Here is a 25,567-nt window from a genome sequence, read left to right on the forward strand (position 1 = left end):
CAGAGCCGACGTGCTGGAGGGGTTCTTCGGGCGCGCGGGCGCAATGGGGGCAGACCTTGTCCGGTCAGGCGGTCAGGGCCAGGCGCATGCGCTCGAGGCGCGCGCGCACCGAGGTGTCAAACACCTCGTCGCCAACCACGGCGCGGATGCCGCCGATCAGGTTGGCGTCGACCTCGACCACGATCTCGAGCTTGCGGCCGAAGCGCTGTTCGAGCACCGGCTGGATCTCGCCCAGCTGGGCGGCATCCATCGGAAAGGCGCTCTGCACCAGGGCCTGCGACACGCCGGAACGCTGGTTCAGCAGCGCCTGCGCCTGCAGCGCGATCTCGGGCAGGGCGGCCAGGCGGCCGTTGTCGACCACGGCCTGCAGCAGGTTCAGCGCGGTCGTGCCCATCGCCTGCTGGCGACCGGCAAGACCCGCGACGAGTTCATGCACCTGCTGGCCGGTCACCTTGGGGTGGCCGGCAAACTGCTGCACCTCGGCATCGGCCGCCACCGCCGCCAGCGCCGCCACCTGGGTGACGGCCGCCTGGTCGGCGCCGGCCGCGATCAATGCCTCGGCGTACGGACGCGCAATGGTTGCGAGCTCGGCCATGGCTTACAGCTCGCTCTTCAGCTGCGACAGCAGATCGGCGTGGGCCTGGGCATTGACCTCGCGGCGCAGGATCTGCTCGGCGCCCTTGACGGCCAGACCGGCGACCTGGTCACGCAGTTGCTCACGCGCCTGCATCAGCTGCTGGTCGGCGTCGGCCTTGGCGGCGGCCAGGATCTTGGCGGCCTCGTCGCTGGCGCGACGCTTGGCTTCCTCGACCAGGCTGGCACCCAGGCGCTCGGCATCGGCCAGGCGCTTGGCCGCTTCGTCACGCGTTGCGCTGAGTTGCTGCTCGACGCGCTTGTTGGCGTCGGCCAGTTCCAGCTTGGCACGATCGGCAGCCGCCAGACCATCCGCGATCTTCTTTGCGCGCTCGTCCAGGGCCTTGGCCAGCGGCGGCCAAATGAACTTGGCCGTCACGAAGGCGAGGATCGCAAAGGGGATCCACTGGATCCACAAAGTTGCGTTGATGTTCACGGCTTAACTCCTTTCAAGCCTGAAAGGGAGCCGGGATTACTTCGGCAGGTTGGCCAGCAGCGTGGCGGCGAACGGGTTGGCGAACGCGAACAGCAGGGCGATGGCCACGCCGATCAGGAACGCGGCGTCGATCAGACCGGCCAGGATGAACATCTTCGTCTGCAGTTCGTTCATCAGCTCAGGCTGACGGGCCGACGACTCGAGGAACTTGCCGCCCATCAGCGCAATACCGATCGAAGCGCCAATGGCGCCGAGGCCCACGATGATGCCGCAAGCCAGAGCAACCAGACCGAGGATGTCGTTCATTTCAAGTCTCCAAAAGACAGGTGAGGGAAGGAAAGGGAAAAGGAAAACAGGAAGGGAAAAATCTCAATGATGATCGTGCGCTTGACCGATGTAGATCAGCGTGAGCATCATGAAGATGAACGCCTGCAGCACGATCACGAGGATGTGAAACAGCGTCCAGATCGTGCCGGCCACAACGTGGCCCAGGGCCAGGCTGATGCCCGAGGCATTCAGTGCCCAGGCACCGCCCATCAGCGCGATCAGCATGAAGACGAGTTCGCCGGCAAACATGTTGCCGAACAGCCGCATACCGTGCGAGACGGTCTTGGCCAGGAACTCGATCATCTGCATCAGGAAGTTGAACGGCCACAGCACCGGGTGCGAACCGAAGGGCGCCGACACCAGCTCATGGCCCCAGCCGCCCAGGCCCTTGATCTTGACGCTGTAGAACAGGCACACCAGCAGCACGAAGGTCGACATGCCCAGCGTGGTGGACAGGTCGGCCGACGGCACGACGCGCATGTAGTCCTTGAAGCCCATCGCCGGACCGGCGGTGTGCCAGATCTGCGGCAGGAAGTCCACCGGCAGCATGTCCATGAAGTTCATCAGGAAGATCCAGATGAACGCGGTGAGCGCCATCGGGCCGACGAAACGGCGGCTGGCCTCGTTGTGGATCACGCTCTTGGCCTGGTTGTCCACCAGCTCAAACAGCATCTCCACCGCAGCCTGCCAGCGGCCGGGCACGCCCGAGGTGGCGGCACGCGCGCCACGCCACAGCAGGAACACGGCCACCAGGCCCAACACGGTCGAGAAGAACAGCGAGTCGAAATTGAACAGGCTGAAATCGACGATGTCTTTCTGCTTCACGCTGTTGAAGGAGAAATCCTTCTGCAGGTGCTGCAGGTGATGGGTGATGTACTCACCAGCGCTGGGTCCACTGCCTTCGGCTGCCATGGGTCTGTAATCCTGTCGTAACCAGTCAAAACTTCGAACGTCGCCACATCAGCAGCGCCGCCCAATACATCTTCAGCGCAACCACCAGACCGACCAGCAGGGCAGGCCAGTGGGGAGGCTGCAGGATCCAGTTCGCGACGCCCAGCATCGCGACCGAAACACCGATTTTCACCAGCTCCCACAACATGAAACTGACGGCCAACGAGCCGGCTGTCATGCCAGGGCGCTTGCGGGTCATGCCGCGCGCCATCAAGGCCCCCGGCACCACCACAGCCGCTGCCCCGTAGAGCAGTGACCACGCCACCTCGGACCGTCCGGTGAGCAGCTGCCCGATCAGGGCCACCGCCACACCCACCACCGCCTGCACGGCGATGACCCGCCAGGGTGACACCGACGGATGGCGGGCTCGCAGGGCGGCCGCCTCCTCGCGACTGAGCCTCTTGAAACCCTCGTCTGCCGCCTCATCTTCTGGCTGGCCCCAGGTGTCTTGTCGGGCGGCTGTGGCGTCGCGCCGATCAGGCATTCGGGGGCTCGTTGGGGGTTGCGGCAAACCGCGGGAGTATACGTGGAAACCCCTTACGGTCGACCTCTCCCCTCAGGGGCGTAGGATTTGCGCCGACAAGCGCCTCGCCGTGCCGGCCTTGGCGGCCGGGTTCGCGGCCGCCGGCAGCGCGTGCCGCCGGCGCCGATTGTCGCCGTGACAACCGTCACAGCCGCTACAGCCGCGCCAGGTAGGCCGGCAGCCCCGGCACCTCCACCCGCATCTGCAGCACGCCACCGGCCAGCGGCTGGGCGGCCAGCTCGTCGGCCGGTCGCTTCTCGCGCGAGCTGGTGATGTACAGGGTGCGCAGGTCGGCGCCGCCAAAGCAGGGCATGGTGGGGCAGCGCACCGGCAGCGGCAGCTCGGCCAGCGTGTGGCCTTGCGGATCGAGGCGCAGCAGGCGCTGGCCCTCGAACAGCGCCAGCCAGTAGCCGCCGGCACTGTCCATGGCCGCGCCATCGGGCCGGCCGCCGTACTCGGTGATCGGCCGAGCCGTGTCGCGCAGCGCAAACTGCCGCCAGACGCGGCGGTTCGACAGGCTGCCGTCGTGGCCGTCAACATCGAAGGCACTGACCGCATGGGCCTTGGTATCGGCCCACAGCAGCGTGCGCCCGTCGGGGCTGAAGGCCAGGCCGTTGCTGGCGGTGATGCCTTCGGCCACGCGCTTCAGGCCCTCGCCGGGCGTGTGGCAGTACAGCGCGGCGCGCGGCTCGCGGGCATCGTCGATGGTGCCGATCCAGAAGCGGCCCTGCGCATCGGCCTTGCCGTCGTTGAAGCGCTGGGTGGCCGGGTCGTACGGCGGTTTGGCCACCCGGGTGCGCTCGCCGCGCCGGGTGTCGAAGTGCCACAGGCCGTCGCGCATGGCCAGCAGCAGGCCGCCGCCCAGCACCGGCACGCAGCAGGCTGGATCAGAGGCCTGCGGCCAGGCCCGGTGCTCGCCGCGCAGCGGGTCAAAGCGGTGCAGCACGCGCCCGGGGATGTCGACCCAGTACAGCACCTGCTCGTCGGGATGCCACAACGGCGATTCGCCCAGCAGCGCATGCGGCACGGGCAGCGCACTCAGCGCCGCGGGATCAAGAAGGGTCATGGCCGGAACAACAGGGTGACGCGGGCGGAGCAGCCTGCGGTGTGAAGAAGCGCCGGCGCCCGATGGCCGGGCCCGGTTTGCCCATGCTCAGGCCAGATCCACCTTCAGGTAGTGCGCGCCGGGGATCGGGTTGAAATAGTAGGGCGGTACCTCGAAGAAACCCAGGGTCTCGTAGAGGCCGCGCGCGGCCTCCATGTCGTCGAGCGTGTCGAGCAGCATGCACGAGTAGCCGGCACCGGTGGCGGCGTCGATCAGCGCCTGCGCCATCAGCCGGCCCAGGCCGAAGCGGCGGAAGGCGCGGCGCACGTACAGGCGCTTCATCTCGCTGGCGTTGGCATAGTCCACATCGGGCAGCGGCCGAAAGGCGCCGCAGGCCGCCAGCTCGCCGTCGACGAAGGCCAGCAGCAGCCCGCCCTGCGGCGGCGCATAGGCGCCGGGCAGCTCGGCCAGCTCGGCGTCGAAGTTCTGGAAGCACAGGTCGATGCCCAGCTGCTGCGCGTACTCGCGAAACAGCACGCGCGCGGCGTCGAGCAGTTCGGGCGAGTCGGCAGACTGCAGGCGGATGTCGGCTTGCGGCATCGGGCTGGGCGGGCGGGCGCAGGGCGTCGGGTTGGCGGGCGGGGCGGCTGCGCGGCAGTCTACCGCCGCGGTGGCTGCGCGCGGCTCAGCCGCCCAGCCGGGCCAGCCACAGCGCGGCGGCCGCGCAGGCGGCGGCCAGCACGGCGGCCAGCAGGCGGGTGGTCAGCGAATCGGTGCTGGCCGGAGTGCTGGCGGGCAGCTGCTTGTCGCCGCTGATCATCGGCGGCAGCAGGCGCTTGCCGCGCCGCGCGTACAGCACGATGGCCAGCACATGCAGAACCACCAGCGCCACCAGCAGCCAGCGGCCGATCCCGGCATGCCAGGCCGTGGCCTGCAGCGCCAGATCGCTCGACACGAAGCGGTTCAAGGGGCCGGTGGTGGCGATCTCGTCGTCGGCCACCAGGCCGCTGCCCACTTGCAGCGCCAGCAGCGCCAGCATGGCCAGCACCGAGCCGGCGCCCAGCGGGTTGTGGCCGACATCCAGGTGCTCGGACGCCTGGGTCTGCCCGCGCAGGTAGCGCAGCACCGTGCCCGGCCCGCGCACAAAGCTGGCAAAACGCGACCAGCGCCCGCCCACCACGCCCCACAGCAGCCTGAACACCAGCAGCGCGCCCACCAGCAGGCCCAGGCGCATGTGCCAGACGATCAGGTTGCCGCCGATCTGGCCAGTGACGAACAGGCCCAGCACGGCCGCGGCCAGCAGCCAATGGAACAGGCGGGTGGGCAGATCCCACACCCGCACCGCTTGGGTGTGAGCTTCGAGCGACATGGGGCAATCGGTGCCGGCAGCGGGCCGGTGCAAGCCATTGATGCGGACAACGATAGCCGAATGCGCGGCGCGCACCAACCGCTGCTGCGCCGGGCCGGGTCGGCCTCGACCGGAATAAACAGGCAGCTTGCACCGTAGACTTCGCGTCGCCCAGGCCGCACCCAGGCACTCACCCAGCTTGGCCGGGGCACCCCCTTTGGTCATTCGTTGGAGATCCCCGCATGAAACACCTGCTGCTGGCGCCCGTCGCCGCCCTGACCCTGCTGACCAGCCTGCCCGCTGCCGCCCAGTTCCAGAAGCCCGAGGACGCGATCAAGTACCGCCAGGGCGCGTTTGTGGTGATGGCCGCGCACTTCAGCCGCGTGGCCGCCATGGCCCAGGGCAAGGTGCCGTTCGATGCCAAGGCCGCCGCCTTCAATGCCAACATCGCCAACAGCCTGGCCGCGCTGCCCTTCACCGCGTTTGGCGAAGGCACCGACAAGGGCCTGCCGCACCGCGCCAAGCCCGAGATCTGGAAGGAAGCCGCCAAGTACAAGGCCGCCGCCGACAAGATGGTGACCGAGATGGGCAAGCTGGACGCCGCCGCCAAGACCGGCAGCCTGGACGCGATCAAGGCCGCCGCGGGCGGTGTGGGCCAGAGCTGCAAGGCCTGCCACGACGACTTCCGGGCCGAGAAGTACAGCAACTGACAGCCCCGCCTGGCCGGGATCGGCCAGGCACCCCCAAGGGGTCGGCGAGGCCGGTCGCTTGGGGCGGCCCGGCGCTGGCCTCGCGCCGCTTCGCTCCGGATGAACCGCTTCGCTCGGCGCTCGAGCGAACGACCCGACGCTGGCCTCGCCCTGCTTCGATCACGCTTGTGAACTGAAGCCCAGCACCACGCGCCGGGTCTTCGCGCTCTTCTTTTCGATCTTGGTGACCACCACGGCGCCGATCTCGGCGGTGTTGGCCACATGCGTGCCGCCACAGGGCTGCAGGTCGACGCCGGCGATCTCGATCAGGCGGATGCGGCCCTGGCCGTCGGCCGATCGCGGCGGCTGCACGCTCATGCTGCGCACCAGGCCGGGGTTGGCGTCAAGCTCGGCCTCGCTGATCCAGCGCGGCTGCACCGGGTGCGCCGCGGCCACCAGGCGCGCGATGCCGGCGCTGAGCGCGTCCTTGTCGAGCGGCTCGGTCATGTGGAAGTCGAGCCGCGCGTAGCCGGCGGTGATCGAGCAGCCGTCCACCGGGTGCGGCACCAGCGCGCACAGCAGGTGCGTGGCGGTGTGAAAGCGCCGGTGGGCCTGGCGCCGGGCCATGTCGATGGCCGCGCGCACGCGCTGGCCGGGCTGCCAGCCCGACAGGTCGGCGTCGGGGGCGGGCAGATGCAGGATCTGGCCGGGCCCGGCGCCCTTGCGCGTATCGGCCACGGCCAGCCCGGTGCCATCGGCCCGGGTGAGCATGCCGGCATCGCCGGCCTGGCCACCGCCCTGGGGGTAGAACACGGTGCGGTCGAGCTCGATGCCGGCCTCGCTGACCGCGGTGATGGTGGCCTCGCACTGGGCCAGCGTGGCGTCGTCGCGAAACAGTTCTTCAGTGGCCATGGCGGTGCGTGAGCGTGGTTCAGGGCGTGCTGTGCAGTGTGACGGCGCCGCGCGGCGTGTCCAGCGTCACCGTCACGGCCGGGCCGGTGTCGTGGCCGCTCAGCCCGCGCAGGCGCAGCAGCTCGCGCACAGGCGCCGGCAGGCCGCCCAGCGTGGCCGATTGCAGGCGCACCGGGCTGGCCGGCATGGCCTCGGTGGGGTGCATGCCCTGCCACTGGATCAGCGTGGGCAGATGGCCGGCCAGGTCGATGGCGCCGTCGTCGCGCACCAGCATGCACCAGTGGAGCGTGCCGCTGGCGGTCTCGCGCGAGATCTTCAGCGCGCGGCCCGGCTGGCAGCCCAGCGTGCCCAGGCCATGGTGCAGCTGCTGGGCATCGGGCGTGCGCAGCACGGCGTGCGCCAGGCGCGGCCCGTTGCGCCGCAGCTGCCGCTGCTGCGCCGGGTCGTCCATGCCGAACCAGCGCGCGCGGCCCGGCGGCGCGGCGTCGGGGTCGATGGCGACGATCTCGAGGTAAGCCTGCGCAAAGCCGTCGCCATCGATGCGCAGGACACGGTTGTGGGTGCCCATCAGCGCATGGCGGCCACCCGGGCCGGGGGCCACGCCCAGCGTGGCCTCGCACCAGGCGGCGCCGTGCGCCAGCGTGTCGGCCAGCACCACCAGGTGGTCGAGTTCGCAGTTCACAGGCTGACCTGGCCCTGCACCACCGTGGCCACGTCGCCGCCGATCCAGATGTCGGCGCCGTCGCGCGCCACGTGCACGCGACCGGCGCGTCCCAGCGCGGCGCCCTGTGCGGCCACATAGCGCTCGGGCGCCAGGCCCTCGCCGATCAGCCACTGCGCCAGGCCGGCGTTCAGGCTGCCGGTGACCGGGTCTTCCGGCACCGCCAGCGCCGGCACGAAGGCGCGTACCTCGAAGGCGCATTCGCCGCCCGCCGCATGCGGCCCCACCACCCCCAGCTTGAGCGACTGCATGGCCGCGAAGTCGGGCTGCAGGGCCAGCACGGTGGCGGCGTCGGGCAGCAGCGCGGCCATCCAGCCGGGGCCGTTGTCCACCCACACCAGGCGGCGGATGCTGTCGTCGGGCAGGCGCAGCGCGGTGGCCACCAGGCGGCGCAGGCCGGGCTCGACCTCGCCGGTACGGCGCAGCGGCGGCGCGGCAAAGGCCAGGCGGGTGCCGTCGCGCCGCACCCGCACCAGGCCCACGCCGCACTGCTGCACCACCACGCCGGGCGTGCGCGGGCTGCCGCCGGCGGCCAGCCAGGCGGCGCAGCTGCCCAGCGTGGGATGGCCGGCAAAGGGCAGCTCGCCGCCGGGCGTGAAGATGCGCACGCGGTAGTCGGCGCCGGCCGCGGCGGCGTCGTCGCTGGGCGGCAGCAGGAAGGTGGTTTCCGACAGATTGGTCCAGCGGGCAAAGGCGGCCATCTCGGCGTCACCCAGGCCCGTGGCGTCGTGCACCACGGCCAGCGGGTTGCCGCGCAGGGCTTGCGCGCTGAAGACATCGAGTTGGCTGAAGCGGCGCGCGGTCATGGTCTCGGGTTCTCCTGCAAGGCGGGGGTCAGGCGGTGGCGGTGATGGCGGTGGCGGGCTGCCAGGTGCCGGCCAGCACCTGCTGGTAGATGTCGCGGTCGACATTGCCGCCGCTCATCACCACCGCGGTGCGGCGGCCGGCCAGTTGCGCGCGCTCGGCCCAGGCCGCAGCCCAGGCGGCGGCACCGGCGCCTTCGGCCACCTGGTGCGTGGCCTCGAACAGCTGGCGCATCGCGGCGGCCACGGCGTGGTCGTCGACCTGCACCACACGGGCCAGGCCGCGCGCCAGCACCGGCAGCGCGTCGGGGTCGGGCGTGCGGCAGGCCATGCCGTCGGCCAGCTCGGTGCTGACCGGGTGCGACACCGCCTCGCCCCGCGCCAGCGACAGCGCATAGGCCGGCGCGCCGCTGGACACCACGCCGACGATCTCGCAATCGAGGCGCAGGGCATCGCGCGCAGCGATCAGGCCGGCCGCGCCCGAGCCCAGGCCGATGGGCACATACACCCGCTGCAGCCCAGCCACGGCGTCGAACAGCTCGAGCGCATAGCTGGCCACACCGGCCACCAGCTGCGGGTGGAAGGACGGCACCATGGCCCAGCCGCGCGCCGCGGCCAGTGCCTGGGCATGCTCCTTGGCGGCCTGGAAGTCGTCGCCGTGCTCCAGCAGCTCGGCGCCCAGCGCGCGCATCGCGGCGTTTTTCTCGCGGCTGTTGCCGCGCGGCACCACGATGCACACCGCCAGGCCGTGGCGCGCCGCGGCGCGGGCGATCGACTGGCCATGGTTGCCGCGCGTGGCGCTCACCAGGCCGGCCGGGCGCCGGGCCGGTGGCTGCAGCAGCTGCTGCAGGTAGACCTCGCCGCCACGCACCTTGAAGGCCCCCGCCGGCGTGTGGTTCTCGTGCTTGACCCACAGCTGCGTGCCGTCGTCCGGCGCCCGGGCGATGGCCTGCTCCAGCAGCGGCCAGCGGTGCTGCGGCGTGGCCGGCATGGCGGCGGCCACCACGGCCTGGGCGGCACGCAGCGCGGCCAGATCGGGCAGGGCCATGGCGCTCACCGGCCCCCCCTGCGCGCTGCGCGCTGCGGGATCCGCGCCCGGGAGCGGCCCGGCGCGCTCATGGCGTGGGCTCGGCATGCTTGGCCAGGTGCTCGCGCAGCACGCGGCCGAGCAGGGCCACGCCCTGGGCGATGTCGTCGGGCGTCAGGGTCACGAAGCTCAGGCGCAGGGTGCGCGCATCGGCGCCCTGGCCGGGGCCATGGCCGGGTTGCGGCGCAAAGAAGGCCGAGCCGGGCACATAGGCGATGCCGGCGGCCACGGCCTGCGGCAGCAGGGCCAGCGCATCGCAGCCGGCCGGCAGGCGCAGCCAGAAGAACATGCCGCCCTGCGGCACCTGCCACTCGGTGCCCTCGGGCATGTGCTGCTGCAGCGCCTGGGCCATGGCCTGGCACTGGCGCTGGTAGCGCGCGCGGATGGTGGGCACATGCTGGTCGAGAAAGCCGTTCTTGATGACCTCGTGCACCACGCGCTGGTTGAAGCCCGGCGTGTGCAGATCGGCCGCCTGCTTGGCCTGCAGCAGCTTGGGGTAGAGCTCGGGCGGCGCCACCAGGTAGCCCAGGCGGAAGCCGGGCGTGAGCACCTTGCTGAAGCTGCCGAGGTAGATCACGCCCTCGGGCCAGCGTGCGGCCAGCGGCGCCGGCGGCGGGGCGTCGAACCACAGGTCGCCGTAGGGGTTGTCCTCGACGATGGGCACACCGGCGGCCTGGGCCGCGGCCACCAGCGCATCGCGCCGCGCCGCGCCGATCACGCGGCCGGTGGGGTTCTGGAAGTTGGGCAGCAGGTAGGCGAAGCGGGTGCCCGGCGCGTCGTGCGGCAGCGCGGCAAGGGCCTCGGGGCGCGGGCCTTCGCCGTCGCCGGCCAGGCTGGCGTAGATCGGCTCGAAGGGATTGAAGGCCTGCAGCGCGCCCAGGTAGGTGGGCGTTTCCACCGCCACCGGCGCACCGGGGTCGACCAGCACCTTGGCCACCAGGTCGAGGCCCTGCTGCGAGCCGGTGGTGATCAGCACCTGATCGGGCGCCAGCCGCATGCCCTGGGACGCCAGCTGGGCGGCCACCCACTCGCGCAGCGGCGCAAAGCCTTCGCTGGACGAGTACTGCAGCGCCTGCTTCGGAGAATCGCTCAGCACCCGCTCGCAGGCGGCGCGGATGGCCTCGACCGGAAAGGTGTCGGCCGAGGGCAGGCCACCGGCCATCGACAGCACGCCGGGCTGCTCGGTCACCTTCAGGATCTCGCGGATGATCGACGGGTTGAGCCGCGCGCTGCGGCGGGCCTGGGTCCAAAGCGTCATGGGGTGCTCACTCTCCAAAGCAGGGGCATCAAGGTTCGGCGGCCGCATCATCGCGCAGCGGGGCGCATCGGCAGGCGGCGGGCCAGCGCCACGGTGGCCATCACGGCCAGCGCAAAGGCCACGGTGGCGGCATCGACCGCCTCGCCCAGCAACGGCACGGCCAGCGCCATCGACAGGAACGGCTGCACCAGCTGCACCTGGCTGACACGCAGCATGCCACCCAGCGCCAGGCCGCGGTACCAGGCAAAAAAGCCCAGCCACATCGACACCACGGCCACATAGACGAAGCCGCCCCAGGCCGCGGGCCGCACATGGGCCACGTCGGCCGGCGCCACCCAGGCCGCCAGCGGCAGCGTGACCGGCAGGCTGGCCACCAGCACCCAGCTGATCACCTGCTCGGGCGCCATGGCTGGCCGCGCCGGGCCACCCGGCGTGGACAGGCGCGCGCCCATCACATAACCGAAGCCGCCCCACAGCACGGCGGCCAGCAGCAGCCCATCGGCAGCCTGCAGGTGGGCGCCGCCCTTCCACAGCGCAAAGCCCAGCACCAGGCCCATGCCGAGCGCGGCGCAGGCCCAGAACGCCGTGCTGGCGCGCTGACGCAGCAGCAACGCGGCCAGCGCGGCCGTGGCCATCGGCAGCAGGCCCGACACCACCGCGGCATGCGCCGCCTCCACCCGCTGCACGGCCCAGCCCAGAAACAGCGGAAAACCGAACACCACGCCGCTGGCGGTGAGCACCAGGCCGCGCCATTGCGCGGGCGTGGGCCAGGCCGCGCGCACCGCCAGCAGCCAGCCGGCCGCCAGCAGCCCGGCCAGCGCCGCGCGGCCGATGGCCACGAACTCGGCCGGCAGCTGCGGCGCCGCCAAGCTGCCGGAAGCCAGGCGGGTCATCGGGATGGTGAGTGCGAACAGGGCCACACCCAGCGCGCCCAGCAGCCAGCCGCGCGTGGCCGGCGACAGGCCGGCTGGTGCGTTGGCGGGCCGGGACGGCACCGGATCGGCGACAAGGGTGGATGGGGGGCTGGACATGCCGGCCAGTCTAGGGGCACCATCAGCACAGTAGCAGCACAGTCAGCAGTACAGATAACGCATCTGTATTGCCCACAACAACAATACACCCAGGCGCCGCACCCATGCCCGACCCGACCCCCTCCACGCCGGAAGCCCCACCGCCCGGCACGCTGCCCGGCACGCTGCCCGACGCCCTGCCCGGCGCCCCGCTGCCCGGCCGCGGCCAGCCGCTGGGCGCACAGCTGGCGGCGCACTTTGCCGAGCGCATCCGCCACCGCACGCTGACGCCCGGTGCGCGCCTGCCCTCGGTGCGCGACTGCGCGCGCCAGCACCGCGTGAGCCCCAGCACCGTGGTGCTGGCCTATGACCAGCTGCAGGCCCAGGGCCTGGTGGAAGCGCGGCGCCAGCGCGGCTTCTTTGTGCGCGGGCCGGTGGCCGCGGCGCGCACCGCGGCGCCGGCCGGTGCGCTGATTCCGCCCGACGGGCTGCCGGGCGGCGCCACGCTGGAGGCGCCGGTGGACGCCACGGCGCTGATCCGCGGCATGTTCCAGCGCAGCGGCAGCCAGGCGGTGACGCCGACCCAGGCCGCCGCCACCGCCACGCTGCCGCGGCTGATCGGCCCCGGCCCGGGCCAGGGCACGCTGCCCGAGGCCTGGCTGGACGCCGCGCTGCTGACCCGCGCGCTGCGCCGCGCCCTGCCCGACGCCCAGGAGGCGCTGCGTTATGGCGAGCCGGCCGGCGACGCCGGGCTGCGCCAGGCCTTGTCGCGCCGCCTGGTGGGCGATCTGGGCCTGGCCGCGGCGCCGGGCCAGATCGTCACCACCACCGGCGCCACGCATGCCCTCGATCTGGTGGCGCGCACGCTGCTGCGCCCGGGCGATGCGGTGCTGGTCGACGAGCCCGGCTGGGCGGTGGAGTTCGCGCGCCTGAGCCGCCTGGGCATGCGCCTGCTGCCGGTGCCGCGCTGCAAGGACGGCCATGACGGCCCCGACCTGGCGGTGATGGCGCGCCTGCTGGCCGAGCACCGGCCGCGGCTGTACGTCACCGTGAGCGTGCTGCACAACCCCACCGGCCACACGCTGTCGCTGGCCGCGGCGCACCAGATCCTGAAGCTGGCCGACGCGCACGACCTGACCATCGTCGAGGACGACACCTACGCCTGGCTGGCACCGGCGCATGCGCCGCGGCTGTCGGCGCTGGATGGCCTGCAGCGCACGGTGTACGTCTCGGGCTTTTCCAAGATCCTGGCGCCCAACTGGCGCGTGGGCTACGTGGCCGCCGCGCCGGCGCTGGCCGAGCGCCTGATCGACACCAAGCTGCTGACCACCCTGACCACGCCCTCGCTGATGGAGCGCGCGGTGGCCTGGTGCCTCGACCAGGGCCTGCTGCGCCGCCATGCCGAGCGCGTGCAGCTGCAGCTGGAGGGCGCCCGCCAGCGTGTGGTGCGCCTGGCCGAGGCCGCCGGCTGCCGTTTTGTGACGGCACCGCACGGCCTCTTCGGCTGGGTGGATACCGGTGTCGACACCGACGCGCTGGCCGCGCGCATGGCCGATGCCGGCTGGCTGCTGGCGCCGGGCAGCTTGTTCCACGCCGTACCCTGCAGCAGCCCGCTGATGCGGGTGAACTTTGCCTCGGCGCAGGATCTGCGCTTCTGGCGCGCCTTTGAAAACGCGCGCGCCCTGCTGCTGAATCAGCAGCCGCCATGAGCTCCCCACCGCGAATGCGGGGCCCCCAAGCCCGGCGGTGGGCGCCGCTCGGTGCGCGCGTACCATTCCGGCGTTATCCCGCGCACCATGTTCCAGTCCACCCAGCCCCTGCCGCCCGCGTCTGACCCGCGGGGTTTGCGACCCGCCGGCCCGGCTTCGCACGCCGGTGATGCACTGGACAGCGGGGCCACCCACCTCAACTCGCTGAGCCCCTCGCTGCTGCAGGATCTGATGCGCTTTGAAAAGCGCGACGGCGACCGCCGCGAACTGCTCGAGGTGCTGGCCGCCGGCGTGCGCCACACCCAGCCGCTGGCCATCCGGCTCGAGGCGCCGGGGCAGGAGCTGACGCTGTCGATCTACCCCTCCGACGGCATGGTGCACTGCCAGCAGCCGGTGGCCGAGTTCCTGGCCAGCGACCTGGCCCGCGTGCAGGTTCTGCATGTGCAGCCGGCGCTCAGCCGGCCGCCGCGCGACGCCACGCTGCTGGCGCGCATGGGCGATTCCCTGGGTTATGCGCCACTGGCGCCGGTGCTGTGGGCGGTGGCGCTCACCGGCGCCCGCGCCGCCCTGCTGCCCGAGCTGGCCGGCCAGGCCGCCTACCGCGTGTCGCCAGGCGTCAACCTGGGCGGGCTGACCATGCCCACGGTCTTGTCCAGCTGCGTGGCGCGCCTGCGCCGCCAGACCCACAACCTGCGCGAGATCGCCGACTGGCCCGGCATCAGCCGCGAGGGCGCGATGCGCCTGCTCAACGCGCTGTACCTGCAATCGGCCCTGATCGTCAGCCGCTCACACCCGGCGGCCACCAACGAGGGCTGGGAGGGCTACGGCCCGAGGTGAATGGTGCACCCGGCCGCCGTGTACGGCGGCCACCCGCCAAGCGGGTGCGGGCCGGCTTGGGAGCGGCCCGGCGCTCGGCCCGAGGTGAATGGCGCACCCGGCCGCCGCGTACGGCGGCCACCCGCCGCGCGGGTGCGGGCCGGCTTGGGAGCGGCCCGGCGCTCGGCCCGAGGTGAATGGCGCACCCGGCCGCCGTGTACGGCGGCCACCCGCCGCGCGGGTGCGGGCCGGCTCAGGTTGAGAGCTGCTCCCAGCGCTCCAGCGCCGCCAGCAGTTCGTCGTCGATCACCGCGTGGCGCTGGGCCAGTGAGGCGGCGCGGGCGGCATCGGTGGCGTACAGGCTGCCGTCGGCCAGCGTGGTGTCGATGGTCTTCTGCTCGGCCTCAAGGGCCGCGATGCGCTTGGGCAGTTCGTCGAACTCGCGCTGCTCCTTGTAGCTGAGCTTGCGGGCCTTGGGTGCGGCAGCAGCAACCGCCACCGCGGGGGCCGGCGCAGGAGCCGCGGCGCCCTTGGCCGCAGCCGCCGGTGCGGCAGGCGCTGCCGGCGCGGCGGCGGCGGTGGCCTGGGCTGCCAGCATGCGTGCGCGCTGGGCGCGCCAGTCGGCGATGCCGCCTTCGTATTCGCGCCAGCGTCCGGGCTGCAGGTCGCCCTCCCAGGCCAGCAGGCTGGTGACCACGTTGTCGAGAAAGCGCCGGTCGTGGCTGACCAGGAACACCGTGCCGGCATAGCCCTGCAGCAGCTCCTCCAGCAGCTCCAGCGTCTCGATGTCGAGGTCGTTGGTGGGCTCGTCGAGCACCAGCACATTGGCCGGCAAGGCGAACAGGCGCGCCAGCAGCAGGCGGTTGCGCTCACCGCCCGACAGCGTGCGCACCGGGCTGTCCGAGCGCGCCGGCGAGAACAGGAAGTCGCCCAGATAGCTCTTAATGTGTTTTTTCTGGCCGCCGATCTCGACCCACTCGCTGCCCGGGCTGATGGTGTCGGCCAGGGTCGCGTCGAGGTTCAGGCCGGCGCGCATCTGGTCGAAGTAGGCCACCTGCATCTTGGTGCCCAGGCGCACGCTGCCGGCATCGGGGTCCAGCTCGCCCAGGATCAACTTGAGCAGCGTGGTCTTGCCCACGCCGTTGGGGCCGACCAGGCCGATCTTGTCGCCGCGCAGGATGGTGGTGCTGAAGTCCTGCACGATCAGCTTGTGCTCGGGCGCCGTGCCGAAGCTTTTGCCCACATGGGCCAGCTCGGCCACGATCTTGCCGCTGGGCAGGCCGGCGTCGAGCTCCAGCCGCACCTGGCCCACCTGGTCGCGCCGGGCCGCGCGCTCGCTGCGCAGGCGCTGCAGCCGCGCCACGCGGCCCACGCTGCGGGTGCGGCGGGCCTCGACGCCCTTGCGAATCCACACCTCTTCCTGCGCCAGCAGCTTGTCGAAGCGGGCATTGGCCAGGGCCTCGCTGTTGAGCTCGTCCTCTTTCACCTTCTCGTAGGCGGCAAAGCTGCCCGGGTAGCTGCGCAGGATGCCGCGGTCGAGCTCGACGATGCGGGTGGCCACCGCGTCGATGAAGGCGCGGTCGTGGCTGATGGTCACCAGCGAGCCCTGCCACTGGGTCAGCAGGCCCTGCAGCCAGTCGATGGCGTCCATGTCGAGGTGGTTGGTGGGCTCGTCGAGCAGCAGCACGTCGGGCCGCGCCACCAGGGCCTGGGCCAGAGCCACGCGCTTTTTCTGCCCGCCCGACAGGCGCTCGACCAGCACCTCGCCGTCCAGCGCCAGGCGCTGCAGCGCCTCGGTGACGCGGTTTTCCCAGTTCCAGCCGTCCAGCGCCTCGATGCGGGTCTGGATCGCGTCGAGATCCTCGCCATCGGCATGCGCCTCGTAGCGCTCGCGCAGCGCGCGCGCCTCGGCCACGCCTTCGCCCACGGCCTCGAACACCGTGGCGCCGGGCTTGAACTCGGGCTCCTGCGGCACATAGAAGCGGCGCAGGCCCTGCTGCTGCTGCAGCGTGCCGTCGTCGAGCTTCTCCAGCCCGGCCATGATCTTGAGCAGGCTGCTCTTGCCCGAGCCATTGCGCCCGATCAGCGCCACGCGCTCGTTGGTTTCAAGCGCAAACGCGGTGTGGTGCAGCAGGGCGACGTGGCCGAACGCAAGCTGCGCGTCGGCAAGGGTGATCAGGGCCATGGGCGCGATTGTCGCGGCTGCGCGGGTGCGGGCCGGCGGCGCCCGCGCCGGGGCTTGTGGCACAGTGACGCCGCCCCGCCACCGCCCGCCGGCTGCTGCCGCCCTGTCCTGCCGATGAGCCCCCGTCACCCTGCCGCCCCCACCATCACGGATGTGGCGCGCCATGCCCAGGTGTCGATGAAGACGGTGTCGCGCGTGCTCAACGACGAGCCCAACGTGGTGCCGGCCATGCGCGAGCGGGTGATGGCCTCGGTGAAGGCGCTCGACTACCGGCCCAACCTGCATGCGCGCAGCCTGGCGCGGGCCCGCTCCAGCCTGCTGGGCCTGCTGTACTACGCCTCGAGCGCGGCCTTCGTGATGGGCCTGCAGCAAGGCGCCACCGCGCGCTGCCGGGCGCTGGGCTACCACCTGGTGGTCGAGCAGCTCGACGACAGCGGCGAGCATGTGCCCGACCAGCTGCGCCACATGCTCACCGCGCTGCGCCCCGACGGCCTGATCCTGGCGCCACCGGTCTGCGACGACCCCGACATCCTGCGCCTGCTGAGCGACGCGCGCGTGCCCTGCGTGCTGATCTCGCCGGGCATGGCGCGGCCGGGCTTCGGCAATGTGTCGATCGACGACGTGGCCGCCGCGCGCGCCATCACCGAGGTGCTGATCGGCCACGGCCACCGGCGCATCGGCCACATCCACGGCAACCCGCGGCAGGCCGCGGCGCCGCACCGGCGCGAGGGCTTTCGCCAGGCACTGCTGGCGCATGGCCTGGCCGATGACCCGGCGCTGGTGGTGCCGGGCGACTTCAGCTTTCCCAGCGGCATGGCCGGCTGCCATGCGCTGCTGAGCCTGCCCGAGCCGCCCAGCGCCATCTTTGCCGCCAACGACGAGATGGCGCTGGGCGTGCTGGCCGCGGCGCAGCAGCACGGGCTGCAGGTGCCGCGCGACCTGTCGGTGGCGGGCTTCGACGACGCGCCGCTGGCCAGCCTGATCTGGCCGCCCCTGAGCACCGTGCGCCAGCCAGTGAACGAGATGGCCGAGGCGGCGGTCGACATGCTGGTGTCGCGCTCGTCGGCCAGCCCGGCCGAGCCGGCGCCGGCCATGGCACAGCCCGCCGGCGGGCCGGTCGCCCCGGCGCCGGCCATGACCGACCGCGTGCTGCCCTACGGGCTGCTGCTGCGCGCCTCGGTGCAGGCGCCCAAGGCCGCGGGTTAGTCCCGATCCGGCAAACGGTTCATTGACGTTGACAGCGCAGGACAAGCGCTAGAACATCGCATTTGTCCGTTTGACAGCGTTGTCAATCGGCAATCCGTGCGGCTGCGGGCCCTTGTGCGCTGCGCTGCCGGAACGCCTTTGCATCCAGACCCACACCACCGCGGCGCATGCACGCCGCGGCACCAGGAGACATGCCATGACCCGACCCTTGGCCCTGCGCACCGTGAGTGCCGCCGTGCTGGCCCTGCTGGCGCCGCTGGCCGCCACGCCGGCCACCGCCCAGACCACCCAGACCGCGGCGGCCGACGCCGCCGACACCCAGCGCGTCACCGTCACCGCCACCAAGCGCCAGACCACGGTGCAGGACACGCCCCTGGCCGTCACCGCCTTCTCGCAGCGCGAGCTCGACAAGGCGCAGGTCAAGGACCTCAGCACGCTGCAGTCGATGGTGCCCAACCTCACGGTCGAGCAGCATGGAGATTCGGGCGGCGTGCACGTGTTTCTGCGCGGCATCGGCTCGACCAACCACACCGAGCTGGGCGACCCGGCGGTGGCCTTCCATGTCGACGGCATCTACTCGCCGCGGCCGCAGGGCGCCACGGCGCTGATGTTCGACCTGGCCAGCGTGGAAGTGGCGCGCGGCCCGCAGGGCACGCTGTTCGGCCGCAATGCCACCGCCGGCTCGGTGAACCTGGTCACCGCCAAGCCGCGGCTGGGCGACACCAGCGGCTTCGTCGGCATCACCGTCGGCGACCGCCACCGCCTGGCGCTGCAGGGCGCCGCCAACCTGCCGCTGGGCGAGCGCGCGGCGCTGCGCATCGCCGCCATCAGCGACAAGCAGGACGGCTGGGTCGAGTTCCAGCCGCGCAGCAATGTGCAGCCCGGCGCCAAGCAGTACGGCGCCACCGAGCAGACCGGCGTGCGCGCCACGCTGCTGTGGCTGCCCACGCCCGACATCAGCACCACCACCGCGCTGGAGTACTACCGCGACAACGGCGCCGGCCAGGTCTCGCTGATGCAGACCCCGCGCGCCGGCCAGAAGTGGAACTCGGCCCTGGTCGACACCCCCGGCATGCTCGACCAGGACAGCACCCAGCTGCGCACCCGGGTCGACTGGGCCATCACGCCGGCGCTGGAGCTCAGCTACATCGGCAGCCTCACCAGCATGGCGCGCAAGAACGCCAGCGACAACGACGCCGGCACCCAGCCCGGCTTCAAGCATGAGCACCGCACCGAGTGGTCGCGCTTTGACAGCAGCACCCACGAGCTGAACCTCAAGTCGATCGGCGGCGGCAGCTTCGAGTGGATCGCCGGCCTGTTCTCGGTGAGCGAGGACAACCGCATCCGTTTCGACATCGACATCTCGCAAAGCCCGCTGCTGGCCGGCGGCGGCCCGATCGTCGTGCACCCCACGGCGCCCACCGACACCGCCTGGGCGATGAGCTTCATCCAGCCCAAGCGCACGCTGTCGTCCAACGCCGTGTTCGGCCAGGGCACCTGGAAGATCTCGCCGATGCTCAGCGCCACCCTCGGTGGCCGCTACACCCGCGAGGAGAAGAAGGACGTGGGCGGCCGCAACTGGGTGTGCCCCGACTTCGGCGCCACCCTGGCCACCGGCGGGCGCCTGATCGGCCCGGGCGGCGTGGTCTCGCACGCCACCTGCGGCAGCGCCCACGCCAGCGCCCTGCCCGATGGCACCGGCACCTGGCCGGGCGGCGGCAGGAACGACGCCGTGGCCAAGGACAACGCCAGCACCTGGCTGGCGCGCGTCGAGTACAAGCCCAGCCGCGACCTGATGACCTATGCCACCGCCAGCACCGGCTTCAAGTCGGGCGGGCTGTCCGATGGCGGCCGGCGCCACAAGCCCGAGTTCCTCACCAACCTCGAACTGGGCGCCAAGGCCGAGTTCTTCAACCGCGCACTGGCCGTCAACCTGGCCGGCTTCGCGATGAAGTACAAGGACATGCAGGTCTCGTCGATCGAGTACACCGGCACCGGCACCGCACGCCAGCAGCAGCTGGTGACCAGCAATGCCGCGCGCGCCAACATCAACGGCCTGGAGGCCGAGTGGAGCTGGCGCGTCACGCCGGCCACGCGCATCACCGGCCACGCCTCGGTGCTGGACGCCAAGTACGACGACTTCCTGACCTGCGACTCGGCCCTGCTCGACTGCGCCGTGGCGGCCAATGCGCAGAACCTGTCGGGCCAGCAGATGCCGCATGCGCCGAAGTTCTCCACCACGGTGGCCTTCGAGCACGACTTCGCCGCCGCCGGCGGCAAGCTCACGCCGCGCGTGCAGGTGCACCACCAGTCGCGCACCAAGCTCGGCCCCTTTGGCGAGATGGACGGCCGCTACTCGGCCACCGCGCGCGCCACGCCCGACGCGCGCCTGCAGGGCGCCTACAGCACCGCCGACCTGAGCCTGCGCTATGAAGAGGGCAAGGGCCGCTGGTTCGTCGAGGCCTTCGTGGTGAACGTGGGCGACGAGAAGGTCAAGACCGACGCCTCGTGGGTCACCGGCGGCACCTGGACCTCGTTCTACAACCCGCCGCGCACCTACGGCCTGCGCACCCAGGTGCGCTTCTGACGCCGGCCGCATGCCACCGCGCCTGAGCGCCGCCCGATGAGCCGCCCGCCCAGCCCCCGGCGCCCACCCTGGCTGTGGGTGCCCTCGGCCTACCTGGCCGAAGGCATCCCGTTCGCGATGGTGATCTGGGTGGCCGGCACCATGTTCAAGGACCTGGGCCACAGCGACGGCCAGATCACGCTGGCCACCGCCAGCATCGGCATCGCCTGGTCGCTCAAGCCCTTCTGGGCGGCGTTCCTGGACATGTACCGCAGCAAGCGCTTCTTCGTGCTGGCCATGGAGGCGCTGATGGCGCTGCTGCTGGCCGGCATTGCGCTGTGCCTGCCGCTGCCCAACTACTTCCAGATCACCATCGCGCTGCTGTGGGTGCTGGCCTTCGCCTCGGCCACGCAGGACATCTGCGTGGACGGCATCTACCTCACCGCGCTGGGCGAGAAGCAGCAGGCCGCGTTCATTGGCGTGCAGGGCGTGTTCTGGAACATCGGCCGCCTGTTCGGCACCGCCCTGGTGGTGTGGACGGCCGGCTCGCTGCAGCAGCAGCACGGGCTGCCGGCCACCAGCGCCTGGGGCTGGGCGATGGGCCTGTCGGCGGCCACGCTGGCGCTGCTGGCCGCCTACCACGCCTGGATGCTGCCCGGCGGCAGCCAGGCCCAGCGCCCGAAAGGCGTGGCCAACGTGGCGCGCAGCTTCGTCGAGGCCATCGTCGACTTCTTCGCCAAGCCGCAGATCTGGGGCATGCTGCTGTTCGTGTTCTTCTACCGCAGCTCCGAGGGGCTGCTGCAGATCGAGGGGCCGCTGTTTCTGCAGGCCGCGCCCGAGGCCGGCGGCATCGGCCTCACGCTGATGCAGAAGGGCCTGATCGACGGCACCGCCAGCACCGCGGTGAGCCTGGTGGCCGGCCTGCTGGGCGGCGCCTTCCTGGCCCGCCACGGCCTGAACCGCAAGACGCTGGTGTTCATGGCGCTGTGCCTGAACCTGCCGCACATCACCTACGTGATCCTGTCGCAGCTGGCCGGGCCGGGCCATGGCCTGTCGCTGTGGATGGTGGCGGCGCTGGTGTCGGTGGAGAAGTTCGGCTACAGCTTCGGCTTCGTGGCCAACATGCTCTACATGATGCAGCAGGTGTCGCCGGGCCGGTACCACATGACCCACTACGCGTTCTGCACCGCGCTGATGAACCTGATGCTGGTGCCCACCCAGGCGCTCAGCGGCCCGCTGGCCGACCACCTGGGCTACCGCGCCTACTTCATTCTCGTGATGTTCGCGGCCGTGCCCTCGGTGCTGGCCGCCTGCCTCGCGCCCTTCCCGCGCCAGCCCGGCAAACACCGGCCGGCCTGAATCCAGGAACTCCGATGCCTCTCCCGCACACGCCGCCGCCCGCCGCGGCCGGCGCCAGCCATGGCGCGCCCGCCTCCCTCCCCGGCTTTCCGCCCGGCTTCGCCTGGGGCGTGGCCACCGCCGCAGCGCAGATCGAGGGCGATGCCGCGGGCCGCGGCCGCTCGATCTGGGACCACTTCTGCGCCACCCCCGGCAAGGTGAAGGACGGCAGCCACATCGACATCGCCTGCGACCATGTCAACCGCCACGCGGTCGACCTGCAGCTGATGCGCTGGCTGGGCGTGGACGCCTACCGCTTCTCGTTCGCCTGGCCGCGGCTGCAGCCGCTGGGGCGCGGCGCCTGGCACGCGCCCGGCTTCGCGTTCTACGACCGGCTGATCGACGACCTGCTGGCCGCCGGCATCGCGCCGCATGCCACGCTGTACCACTGGGATCTGCCGCAGGCCCTGCAGGATGACATGGGCGGCTGGCAGTCGCGCGACTGCGCCGCGCTGTTTGCCGACTATGCGGCCGAGGTGGCGCGCCGCTTCGGCGACCGCCTGGCCGGCCTGGCCACGCACAACGAGCCCTGGTGCACCGCCACGCTGGGCTACCAGACCGGCCAGTTCGCGCCCGGCCTGCGCAACCGGCGGGCGGCCTTCCAGGTCTCGCACCACCTGCTGCTGTCGCACGGCCTGGCGCTGCAGGCCATGCGCACGGCCACGCGCGCGCCGCTGGGCATCGTGCTCAACCACACCCCGCCCTGGGCCGCCGAGCCCAGCGAGGCCGACCGCCGCGCCGCGCGCCTGGCCGATGGCCTGTCCACCCGCTGGTACATGGACCCGCTGTTCCTCGGCCACTACCCGGCCGATGTGCTCGAGCACCTGGGCGCCGACGCGCCGCAGCTGCAGGCCGGCGACCTGGCCACCATCGGCCAGCCGATGGATTTTCTGGGCGTCAACTTCTACACCCGCGAGTGGCTCAGCACCCGCCAGCCGCCGCTGCCGGCGCCCGGCGCGCTGGGCTTTTCCGACATGGGCTGGGAGACACACCCGCAGTCGCTCACCCGCCTGCTGCTGCGCCTGAGCGCCGCCTACCAGCCGCCGCCGATGCTGATCACCGAGAACGGCATGGCCCATGCCGACCAGCTGCTGGCCGGCCGCGTGGACGACGCCGCCCGCACCGACTACCTGCAGCGCCACGTGGACGCCGTGGCCCAGGCCATGGCACAGGGCGCCAACGTGGCCGGCTACTTCTGCTGGAGCCTGCTCGACAACTTCGAGTGGGATTCGGGCTACGCCAAACGCTTCGGCCTGGTGCATGTGGACTACGCCACCCAGCAGCGCACGCCCAAGGACAGCGCGCACTGGTACCGCGCGTTCATTGCCGACCAGCGGGCACAGCGCGGCGCGGCCGGCTGATCGCCTTCCGGCGTGGCCGGCTGGTTGCCATTGGGCGCGGCCATGCCGCAGCGGACTTTTGCCACAGTTCAGGCCGGCACGCGGTGGCCGGGGCTGCACTGTGCGCAGGCCCGGGCCGATACAGCGGTGCAAGCCCGCGTGCCGCCTTTCCCGGCCGCCGGCACCCCGTCTTGACCACGCCGTACGCATCCCCCTCCCCATCGCACGACTTGCCGGCCCCGGCCGGCGGCCTGAGCCACCGCGCCTCGGCAGCACTGCAGCAATGGCGCCTGCAGTTGCTGGATCACCTGCTGCGCGCCGGCCTGCTGGCCGGTGCGCTGCAGGTGGCCATGTCGGTGGCCGTGGGCCTGAACATGGGCGACTGGCGCCACCTGTGGGCCGCCAGTGGCGTGCTGGGCGGCGTGTGCCTGCTCAAGCTGGCCCGGCCGCTGGGCTACCGGCTGCGCGCGCTGGGCGTGCTGGCGGTGTTCTACGGCACCGGCGTGTGGCTGCTCACCCACCTGGGCGCCATGATGCTGGCCTGGCTGCTGGCCACCCCCATCCTGGCCATGCTGCTGCTGGGCCGCCGCGGCGCGCTGGCGGTGCTGGCGCTGTGCACCTGCTCGCTGGTGGGCGTGGGCGTCGGGCTCGAGCTGAGCCTGCCCATGGTGCGCGGCATCTCGAAGCTGCCGCTGCTGCGCTGGATCAACCTGGGCGTGGGCTTCACCGGCCTGGGCCTGGTGGTGATGCTGTCGTGCGAGTTCGTGCTGCGCCGGCTGCGCTCGGCACTCACCGAGCAGCTGGCGGTGACCGACACGCTGCGCGGCCGCGAGGAGATGCTGCGCCAGATTGCCGGCCAGGTGCCGGGCATGCTGTTTCGCCTGCGCTTCGATGCCGCCGGCCAGCTGCACTACGACTACGCCAGCGCCGGCGCGCAAACCCTGTTCGGCCTGGCCCCCGAGCAGCTGATGGCCGATGGCTGGCGCATCCACCGCCTGGTGGTCGACGAGGACCGCGAGCCGCTGATGCGCGCCCTCACCAGCGCCCACCTCGAAGGCCAGGCGCTGGCCGCCGAGTTTCGCGTGCGCCTGGACGACGGCCGCGAGAAGTGGCTGGCCGCCCAGTCCACCGAGGTGGCGCGTGACGCCCAGGGCGTGGTGCACACCGGCATCATGGTCGACATCACCGAGCGCAAGGCCTCCGAGGCCCTGGTGTGGCAGCAGGCGCACTTCGACGCGCTGACCGGCCTGCCCAACCGCCGCCTGATGCGCGACCGGCTCGAGCAGGGCCTGATCCGCAGCCTGCGCAGCCAGCTGCCGCTGGTGCTGATGCTGATCGACCTGGACCACTTCAAGACCGTCAACGACACGCTGGGCCATGACAGCGGCGACCAGCTGCTGGTGGAGGCCACGCGCCGCATCCGCGCCTGCGTGCGCGAAACCGACACCCTGGCGCGCATGGGCGGCGACGAGTTCACCGTGGTGCTGCCCGAGCTGGCCGGCGGCGCCGTGCAGGCCGAGGCGATTGCCGCGCGCATCATCGCTGCGCTGAGCCAGGCCTTCACGCTGGCCGGCGAGGAGGTCTACATCTCGGCCAGCATCGGCATCGCCCGCTGCCCCGACGACGGCGTGGGCATCGACAACCTGCTGCAGCACGCCGACCAGGCGCTCTACGCCGCCAAGGACGCCGGGCGCAACCGCTTCCACCACTTCACCCGCACGCTGCAAGACGACGCCCAGCTGCGCATGCGCCTGGCCGCCGACCTGCGCCAGGCCCTGCAGCAGCAGCAGCTGAGCGTGGTCTACCAGCCCATCGTGCACCTGGCCAGCGGGCAGGTGCACAAGGCCGAGGCGCTGCTGCGCTGGCAGCACCCCGAACGCGGCGCCATCAGCCCGGCCGTGTTTGTGCCGATCGCCGAGGCCACCGGCCTGATCGGCGAGATCGGCGAGTGGGTGTTCCGCACTGCCGCCGACCAGGCCCAGCACTGGCGCGCCACGCTGCATGCGCGCTTCCAGATCAGCGTGAACCGCTCACCGCTGCAGTTTCGCGGCCCGGCCGGCCCGCGCGGCACCTGGGCCGAGCAGCTGGCCCGCCGCGGCCTGGCCGGCGACGCCATCGCGGTGGAGATCACCGAGGGCCTGCTGCTCGACACCGGCGCCGAGGTCTCGACCCAGCTGCTGGCGCTGCGCGATGCTGGCATTCCGGTGTCGCTGGACGACTTCGGCACCGGCTACAGCTCGATGGCCTACCTGCAGAAGTTCCACATCGACTACCTGAAGATCGACCGCAGCTTTGTCAGCGGCCTCACCGACGGCTCGCACCAGGGCGACACCGGCCGCGCGCTGTGCAAGGCCATGATCGTGATGGCCCACGAGCTGGGCATGCAGGTGATTGCCGAGGGCGTGGAGACCGACGAGCAGCGCCTGTGGCTGCAGGCCGCCGGCTGCGACTACGCCCAGGGCTGGCTGTTTGCCAAGCCGATGACGGTGGAGGTGTTCGAGGCCTTTGCCGGCCGCCACCGCCGCAGCGCCGCCAACCTGCCGGCGCTGGCCACCACGGCCCTGCCCGCCACAGCCCAGCGCTGCGCGGCCTGAGCGGCCGGAC

23 protein-coding genes are annotated in these 25,567 nt (G+C 71.9%); 8 read left to right on the forward strand and 15 right to left on the reverse strand.

Annotated elements, in window-relative coordinates:
* Window positions 1–64: 64 nt before the first annotated feature.
* From N4G63_RS21525 to N4G63_RS21560, 8 genes are all read right to left on the reverse strand, one after another.
* The gene (locus N4G63_RS21525; RefSeq protein ID WP_260786847.1) at window positions 65–595 is read right to left on the reverse strand and encodes a F0F1 ATP synthase subunit delta; all 531 of its coding nucleotides are present in this window, start codon (window positions 593–595) and stop codon (window positions 65–67) included.
* Window positions 596–598: 3 nt separating this feature from the next.
* Window positions 599–1,069 (reverse strand): F0F1 ATP synthase subunit B, encoded by a 471-nt coding sequence (locus N4G63_RS21530; protein ID WP_260786846.1) that lies wholly within the window; start codon window positions 1,067–1,069, stop codon window positions 599–601.
* 36 nt (window positions 1,070–1,105) lie between these two features.
* Window positions 1,106–1,375, reverse strand: a complete 270-nt coding sequence (gene atpE, locus N4G63_RS21535; protein ID WP_260786845.1) for a F0F1 ATP synthase subunit C — start codon at window positions 1,373–1,375, stop codon at window positions 1,106–1,108.
* A 63-nt stretch (window positions 1,376–1,438) separates the two neighbouring features.
* Window positions 1,439–2,308 (reverse strand): F0F1 ATP synthase subunit A, encoded by an 870-nt coding sequence (gene atpB / locus N4G63_RS21540; protein ID WP_314600184.1) that lies wholly within the window; start codon window positions 2,306–2,308, stop codon window positions 1,439–1,441.
* A 25-nt stretch (window positions 2,309–2,333) separates the two neighbouring features.
* Window positions 2,334–2,831 (reverse strand): ATP synthase subunit I, encoded by a 498-nt coding sequence (locus N4G63_RS21545; protein ID WP_314600185.1) that lies wholly within the window; start codon window positions 2,829–2,831, stop codon window positions 2,334–2,336.
* 193 nt (window positions 2,832–3,024) lie between these two features.
* Window positions 3,025–3,936 (reverse strand): SMP-30/gluconolactonase/LRE family protein, encoded by a 912-nt coding sequence (locus N4G63_RS21550; protein WP_260786843.1) that lies wholly within the window; start codon window positions 3,934–3,936, stop codon window positions 3,025–3,027.
* 87 nt (window positions 3,937–4,023) lie between these two features.
* Window positions 4,024–4,515: a GNAT family N-acetyltransferase gene (locus tag N4G63_RS21555; RefSeq protein WP_260786842.1), complete on the reverse strand. Its 492-nt coding sequence runs from the start codon at window positions 4,513–4,515 to the stop codon at window positions 4,024–4,026.
* Between the two features lie 85 nt (window positions 4,516–4,600).
* Complete coding sequence (locus N4G63_RS21560; RefSeq protein WP_260786841.1) at window positions 4,601–5,284, reverse strand: cytochrome b/b6 domain-containing protein; 684 nt, start codon at window positions 5,282–5,284, stop codon at window positions 4,601–4,603.
* A 221-nt stretch (window positions 5,285–5,505) separates the two neighbouring features.
* On the opposite strand from N4G63_RS21560, the gene N4G63_RS21565 reads away from it, so the two are divergent.
* Window positions 5,506–5,973 carry a c-type cytochrome gene (locus N4G63_RS21565; RefSeq protein WP_260786840.1) on the forward strand — a complete coding sequence of 156 codons (468 nt, stop codon included), beginning with the start codon at window positions 5,506–5,508 and terminating at the stop codon, window positions 5,971–5,973.
* A 159-nt stretch (window positions 5,974–6,132) separates the two neighbouring features.
* Here the strand turns inward: N4G63_RS21565 and N4G63_RS21570 are convergent, their stop codons facing one another.
* The 6 genes from N4G63_RS21570 to N4G63_RS21595 form a co-directional block, all read right to left on the reverse strand.
* The gene (locus tag N4G63_RS21570) at window positions 6,133–6,864 is read right to left on the reverse strand and encodes an alanyl-tRNA editing protein (RefSeq protein WP_260786839.1); all 732 of its coding nucleotides are present in this window, start codon (window positions 6,862–6,864) and stop codon (window positions 6,133–6,135) included.
* Between the two features lie 19 nt (window positions 6,865–6,883).
* On the reverse strand, window positions 6,884–7,546 hold the full coding sequence (locus N4G63_RS21575; protein WP_260786838.1) for a VOC family protein: 663 nt from the start codon (window positions 7,544–7,546) through the stop codon (window positions 6,884–6,886).
* Window positions 7,543–8,391 (reverse strand): PhzF family protein, encoded by an 849-nt coding sequence (locus N4G63_RS21580; protein WP_260786837.1) that lies wholly within the window; start codon window positions 8,389–8,391, stop codon window positions 7,543–7,545. The genes N4G63_RS21575 and N4G63_RS21580 overlap by 4 nt, the downstream gene beginning before the upstream one ends.
* 28 nt (window positions 8,392–8,419) lie before the next feature.
* A complete protein-coding gene (locus N4G63_RS21585) occupies window positions 8,420–9,436 on the reverse strand; it encodes a threonine dehydratase (protein ID WP_260787630.1) in 1,017 nt (338 codons plus the stop codon).
* A 67-nt stretch (window positions 9,437–9,503) separates the two neighbouring features.
* A complete protein-coding gene (locus tag N4G63_RS21590) occupies window positions 9,504–10,733 on the reverse strand; it encodes an aminotransferase-like domain-containing protein (RefSeq protein WP_260786836.1) in 1,230 nt (409 codons plus the stop codon).
* Window positions 10,734–10,780: 47 nt separating this feature from the next.
* The gene (locus N4G63_RS21595; RefSeq protein WP_260786835.1) at window positions 10,781–11,764 is read right to left on the reverse strand and encodes a DMT family transporter; all 984 of its coding nucleotides are present in this window, start codon (window positions 11,762–11,764) and stop codon (window positions 10,781–10,783) included.
* A 104-nt stretch (window positions 11,765–11,868) separates the two neighbouring features.
* Here N4G63_RS21595 and N4G63_RS21600 point away from each other — a divergent pair, with 104 nt between their 5' ends.
* Both N4G63_RS21600 and N4G63_RS21605 read left to right on the forward strand, forming a co-directional pair.
* Window positions 11,869–13,452, forward strand: a complete 1,584-nt coding sequence (locus tag N4G63_RS21600; RefSeq protein ID WP_260786834.1) for an aminotransferase-like domain-containing protein — start codon at window positions 11,869–11,871, stop codon at window positions 13,450–13,452.
* 87 nt (window positions 13,453–13,539) lie between these two features.
* Window positions 13,540–14,289 (forward strand): hypothetical protein, encoded by a 750-nt coding sequence (locus N4G63_RS21605; RefSeq protein ID WP_260786833.1) that lies wholly within the window; start codon window positions 13,540–13,542, stop codon window positions 14,287–14,289.
* A 232-nt stretch (window positions 14,290–14,521) separates the two neighbouring features.
* Here N4G63_RS21605 and N4G63_RS21610 read toward each other — a convergent pair whose 3' ends face one another.
* Window positions 14,522–16,453 carry an ATP-binding cassette domain-containing protein gene (locus tag N4G63_RS21610; RefSeq protein ID WP_260786832.1) on the reverse strand — a complete coding sequence of 644 codons (1,932 nt, stop codon included), beginning with the start codon at window positions 16,451–16,453 and terminating at the stop codon, window positions 14,522–14,524.
* 114 nt (window positions 16,454–16,567) lie between these two features.
* Here N4G63_RS21610 and N4G63_RS21615 point away from each other — a divergent pair, with 114 nt between their 5' ends.
* The 5 genes from N4G63_RS21615 (at window position 16,568) to N4G63_RS21635 (ending at window position 25,557) form a co-directional block, all read left to right on the forward strand.
* On the forward strand, window positions 16,568–17,659 hold the full coding sequence (locus tag N4G63_RS21615) for a LacI family DNA-binding transcriptional regulator (RefSeq protein WP_260786831.1): 1,092 nt from the start codon (window positions 16,568–16,570) through the stop codon (window positions 17,657–17,659).
* Between the two features lie 196 nt (window positions 17,660–17,855).
* A complete protein-coding gene (locus N4G63_RS21620; protein WP_314600186.1) occupies window positions 17,856–20,246 on the forward strand; it encodes a TonB-dependent receptor in 2,391 nt (796 codons plus the stop codon).
* Window positions 20,247–20,282: 36 nt separating this feature from the next.
* Window positions 20,283–21,584, forward strand: coding sequence for an MFS transporter (locus N4G63_RS21625; RefSeq protein ID WP_260786829.1), 1,302 nt, complete (start codon window positions 20,283–20,285; stop codon window positions 21,582–21,584).
* Between the two features lie 14 nt (window positions 21,585–21,598).
* Window positions 21,599–22,984, forward strand: a complete 1,386-nt coding sequence (locus N4G63_RS21630) for a GH1 family beta-glucosidase (protein WP_260786828.1) — start codon at window positions 21,599–21,601, stop codon at window positions 22,982–22,984.
* 209 nt (window positions 22,985–23,193) lie between these two features.
* A complete protein-coding gene (locus N4G63_RS21635) occupies window positions 23,194–25,557 on the forward strand; it encodes a putative bifunctional diguanylate cyclase/phosphodiesterase (protein WP_260786827.1) in 2,364 nt (787 codons plus the stop codon).
* Window positions 25,558–25,567 lie beyond the last annotated feature (10 nt).

Origin of the sequence: Aquabacterium sp. OR-4 (genome assembly GCF_025290835.2) — a bacterium.
Lineage (GTDB): Bacteria > Pseudomonadota > Gammaproteobacteria > Burkholderiales > Burkholderiaceae_C > Pseudaquabacterium.

What these genes read in the sequence shown, in the direction of transcription:
- N4G63_RS21615 (WP_260786831.1), top strand. Translation starts at nt 16,568, where the DNA reads ATGAGCCCCCGTCACCCTGCCGCCCCCACCATCACGGATGTGGCGCGC.
- N4G63_RS21605 (WP_260786833.1), top strand. Translation starts at nt 13,540, where the DNA reads ATGTTCCAGTCCACCCAGCCCCTGCCGCCCGCGTCTGACCCGCGGGGT.
- N4G63_RS21580 (WP_260786837.1), bottom strand. Translation starts at nt 8,391, where the DNA reads ATGACCGCGCGCCGCTTCAGCCAACTCGATGTCTTCAGCGCGCAAGCC.
- N4G63_RS21590 (WP_260786836.1), bottom strand. Translation starts at nt 10,733, where the DNA reads ATGACGCTTTGGACCCAGGCCCGCCGCAGCGCGCGGCTCAACCCGTCG.
- N4G63_RS21560 (WP_260786841.1), bottom strand. Translation starts at nt 5,284, where the DNA reads ATGTCGCTCGAAGCTCACACCCAAGCGGTGCGGGTGTGGGATCTGCCC.
- N4G63_RS21610 (WP_260786832.1), bottom strand. Translation starts at nt 16,453, where the DNA reads ATGGCCCTGATCACCCTTGCCGACGCGCAGCTTGCGTTCGGCCACGTC.
- N4G63_RS21545 (WP_314600185.1), bottom strand. Translation starts at nt 2,831, where the DNA reads ATGCCTGATCGGCGCGACGCCACAGCCGCCCGACAAGACACCTGGGGC.
- N4G63_RS21625 (WP_260786829.1), top strand. Translation starts at nt 20,283, where the DNA reads ATGAGCCGCCCGCCCAGCCCCCGGCGCCCACCCTGGCTGTGGGTGCCC.
- N4G63_RS21620 (WP_314600186.1), top strand. Translation starts at nt 17,856, where the DNA reads ATGACCCGACCCTTGGCCCTGCGCACCGTGAGTGCCGCCGTGCTGGCC.
- N4G63_RS21550 (WP_260786843.1), bottom strand. Translation starts at nt 3,936, where the DNA reads ATGACCCTTCTTGATCCCGCGGCGCTGAGTGCGCTGCCCGTGCCGCAT.
- N4G63_RS21570 (WP_260786839.1), bottom strand. Translation starts at nt 6,864, where the DNA reads ATGGCCACTGAAGAACTGTTTCGCGACGACGCCACGCTGGCCCAGTGC.
- N4G63_RS21595 (WP_260786835.1), bottom strand. Translation starts at nt 11,764, where the DNA reads ATGTCCAGCCCCCCATCCACCCTTGTCGCCGATCCGGTGCCGTCCCGG.
- N4G63_RS21525 (WP_260786847.1), bottom strand. Translation starts at nt 595, where the DNA reads ATGGCCGAGCTCGCAACCATTGCGCGTCCGTACGCCGAGGCATTGATC.
- N4G63_RS21565 (WP_260786840.1), top strand. Translation starts at nt 5,506, where the DNA reads ATGAAACACCTGCTGCTGGCGCCCGTCGCCGCCCTGACCCTGCTGACC.
- N4G63_RS21630 (WP_260786828.1), top strand. Translation starts at nt 21,599, where the DNA reads ATGCCTCTCCCGCACACGCCGCCGCCCGCCGCGGCCGGCGCCAGCCAT.
- atpB (WP_314600184.1), bottom strand. Translation starts at nt 2,308, where the DNA reads ATGGCAGCCGAAGGCAGTGGACCCAGCGCTGGTGAGTACATCACCCAT.
- atpE (WP_260786845.1), bottom strand. Translation starts at nt 1,375, where the DNA reads ATGAACGACATCCTCGGTCTGGTTGCTCTGGCTTGCGGCATCATCGTG.
- N4G63_RS21600 (WP_260786834.1), top strand. Translation starts at nt 11,869, where the DNA reads ATGCCCGACCCGACCCCCTCCACGCCGGAAGCCCCACCGCCCGGCACG.
- N4G63_RS21585 (WP_260787630.1), bottom strand. Translation starts at nt 9,436, where the DNA reads ATGGCCCTGCCCGATCTGGCCGCGCTGCGTGCCGCCCAGGCCGTGGTG.
- N4G63_RS21555 (WP_260786842.1), bottom strand. Translation starts at nt 4,515, where the DNA reads ATGCCGCAAGCCGACATCCGCCTGCAGTCTGCCGACTCGCCCGAACTG.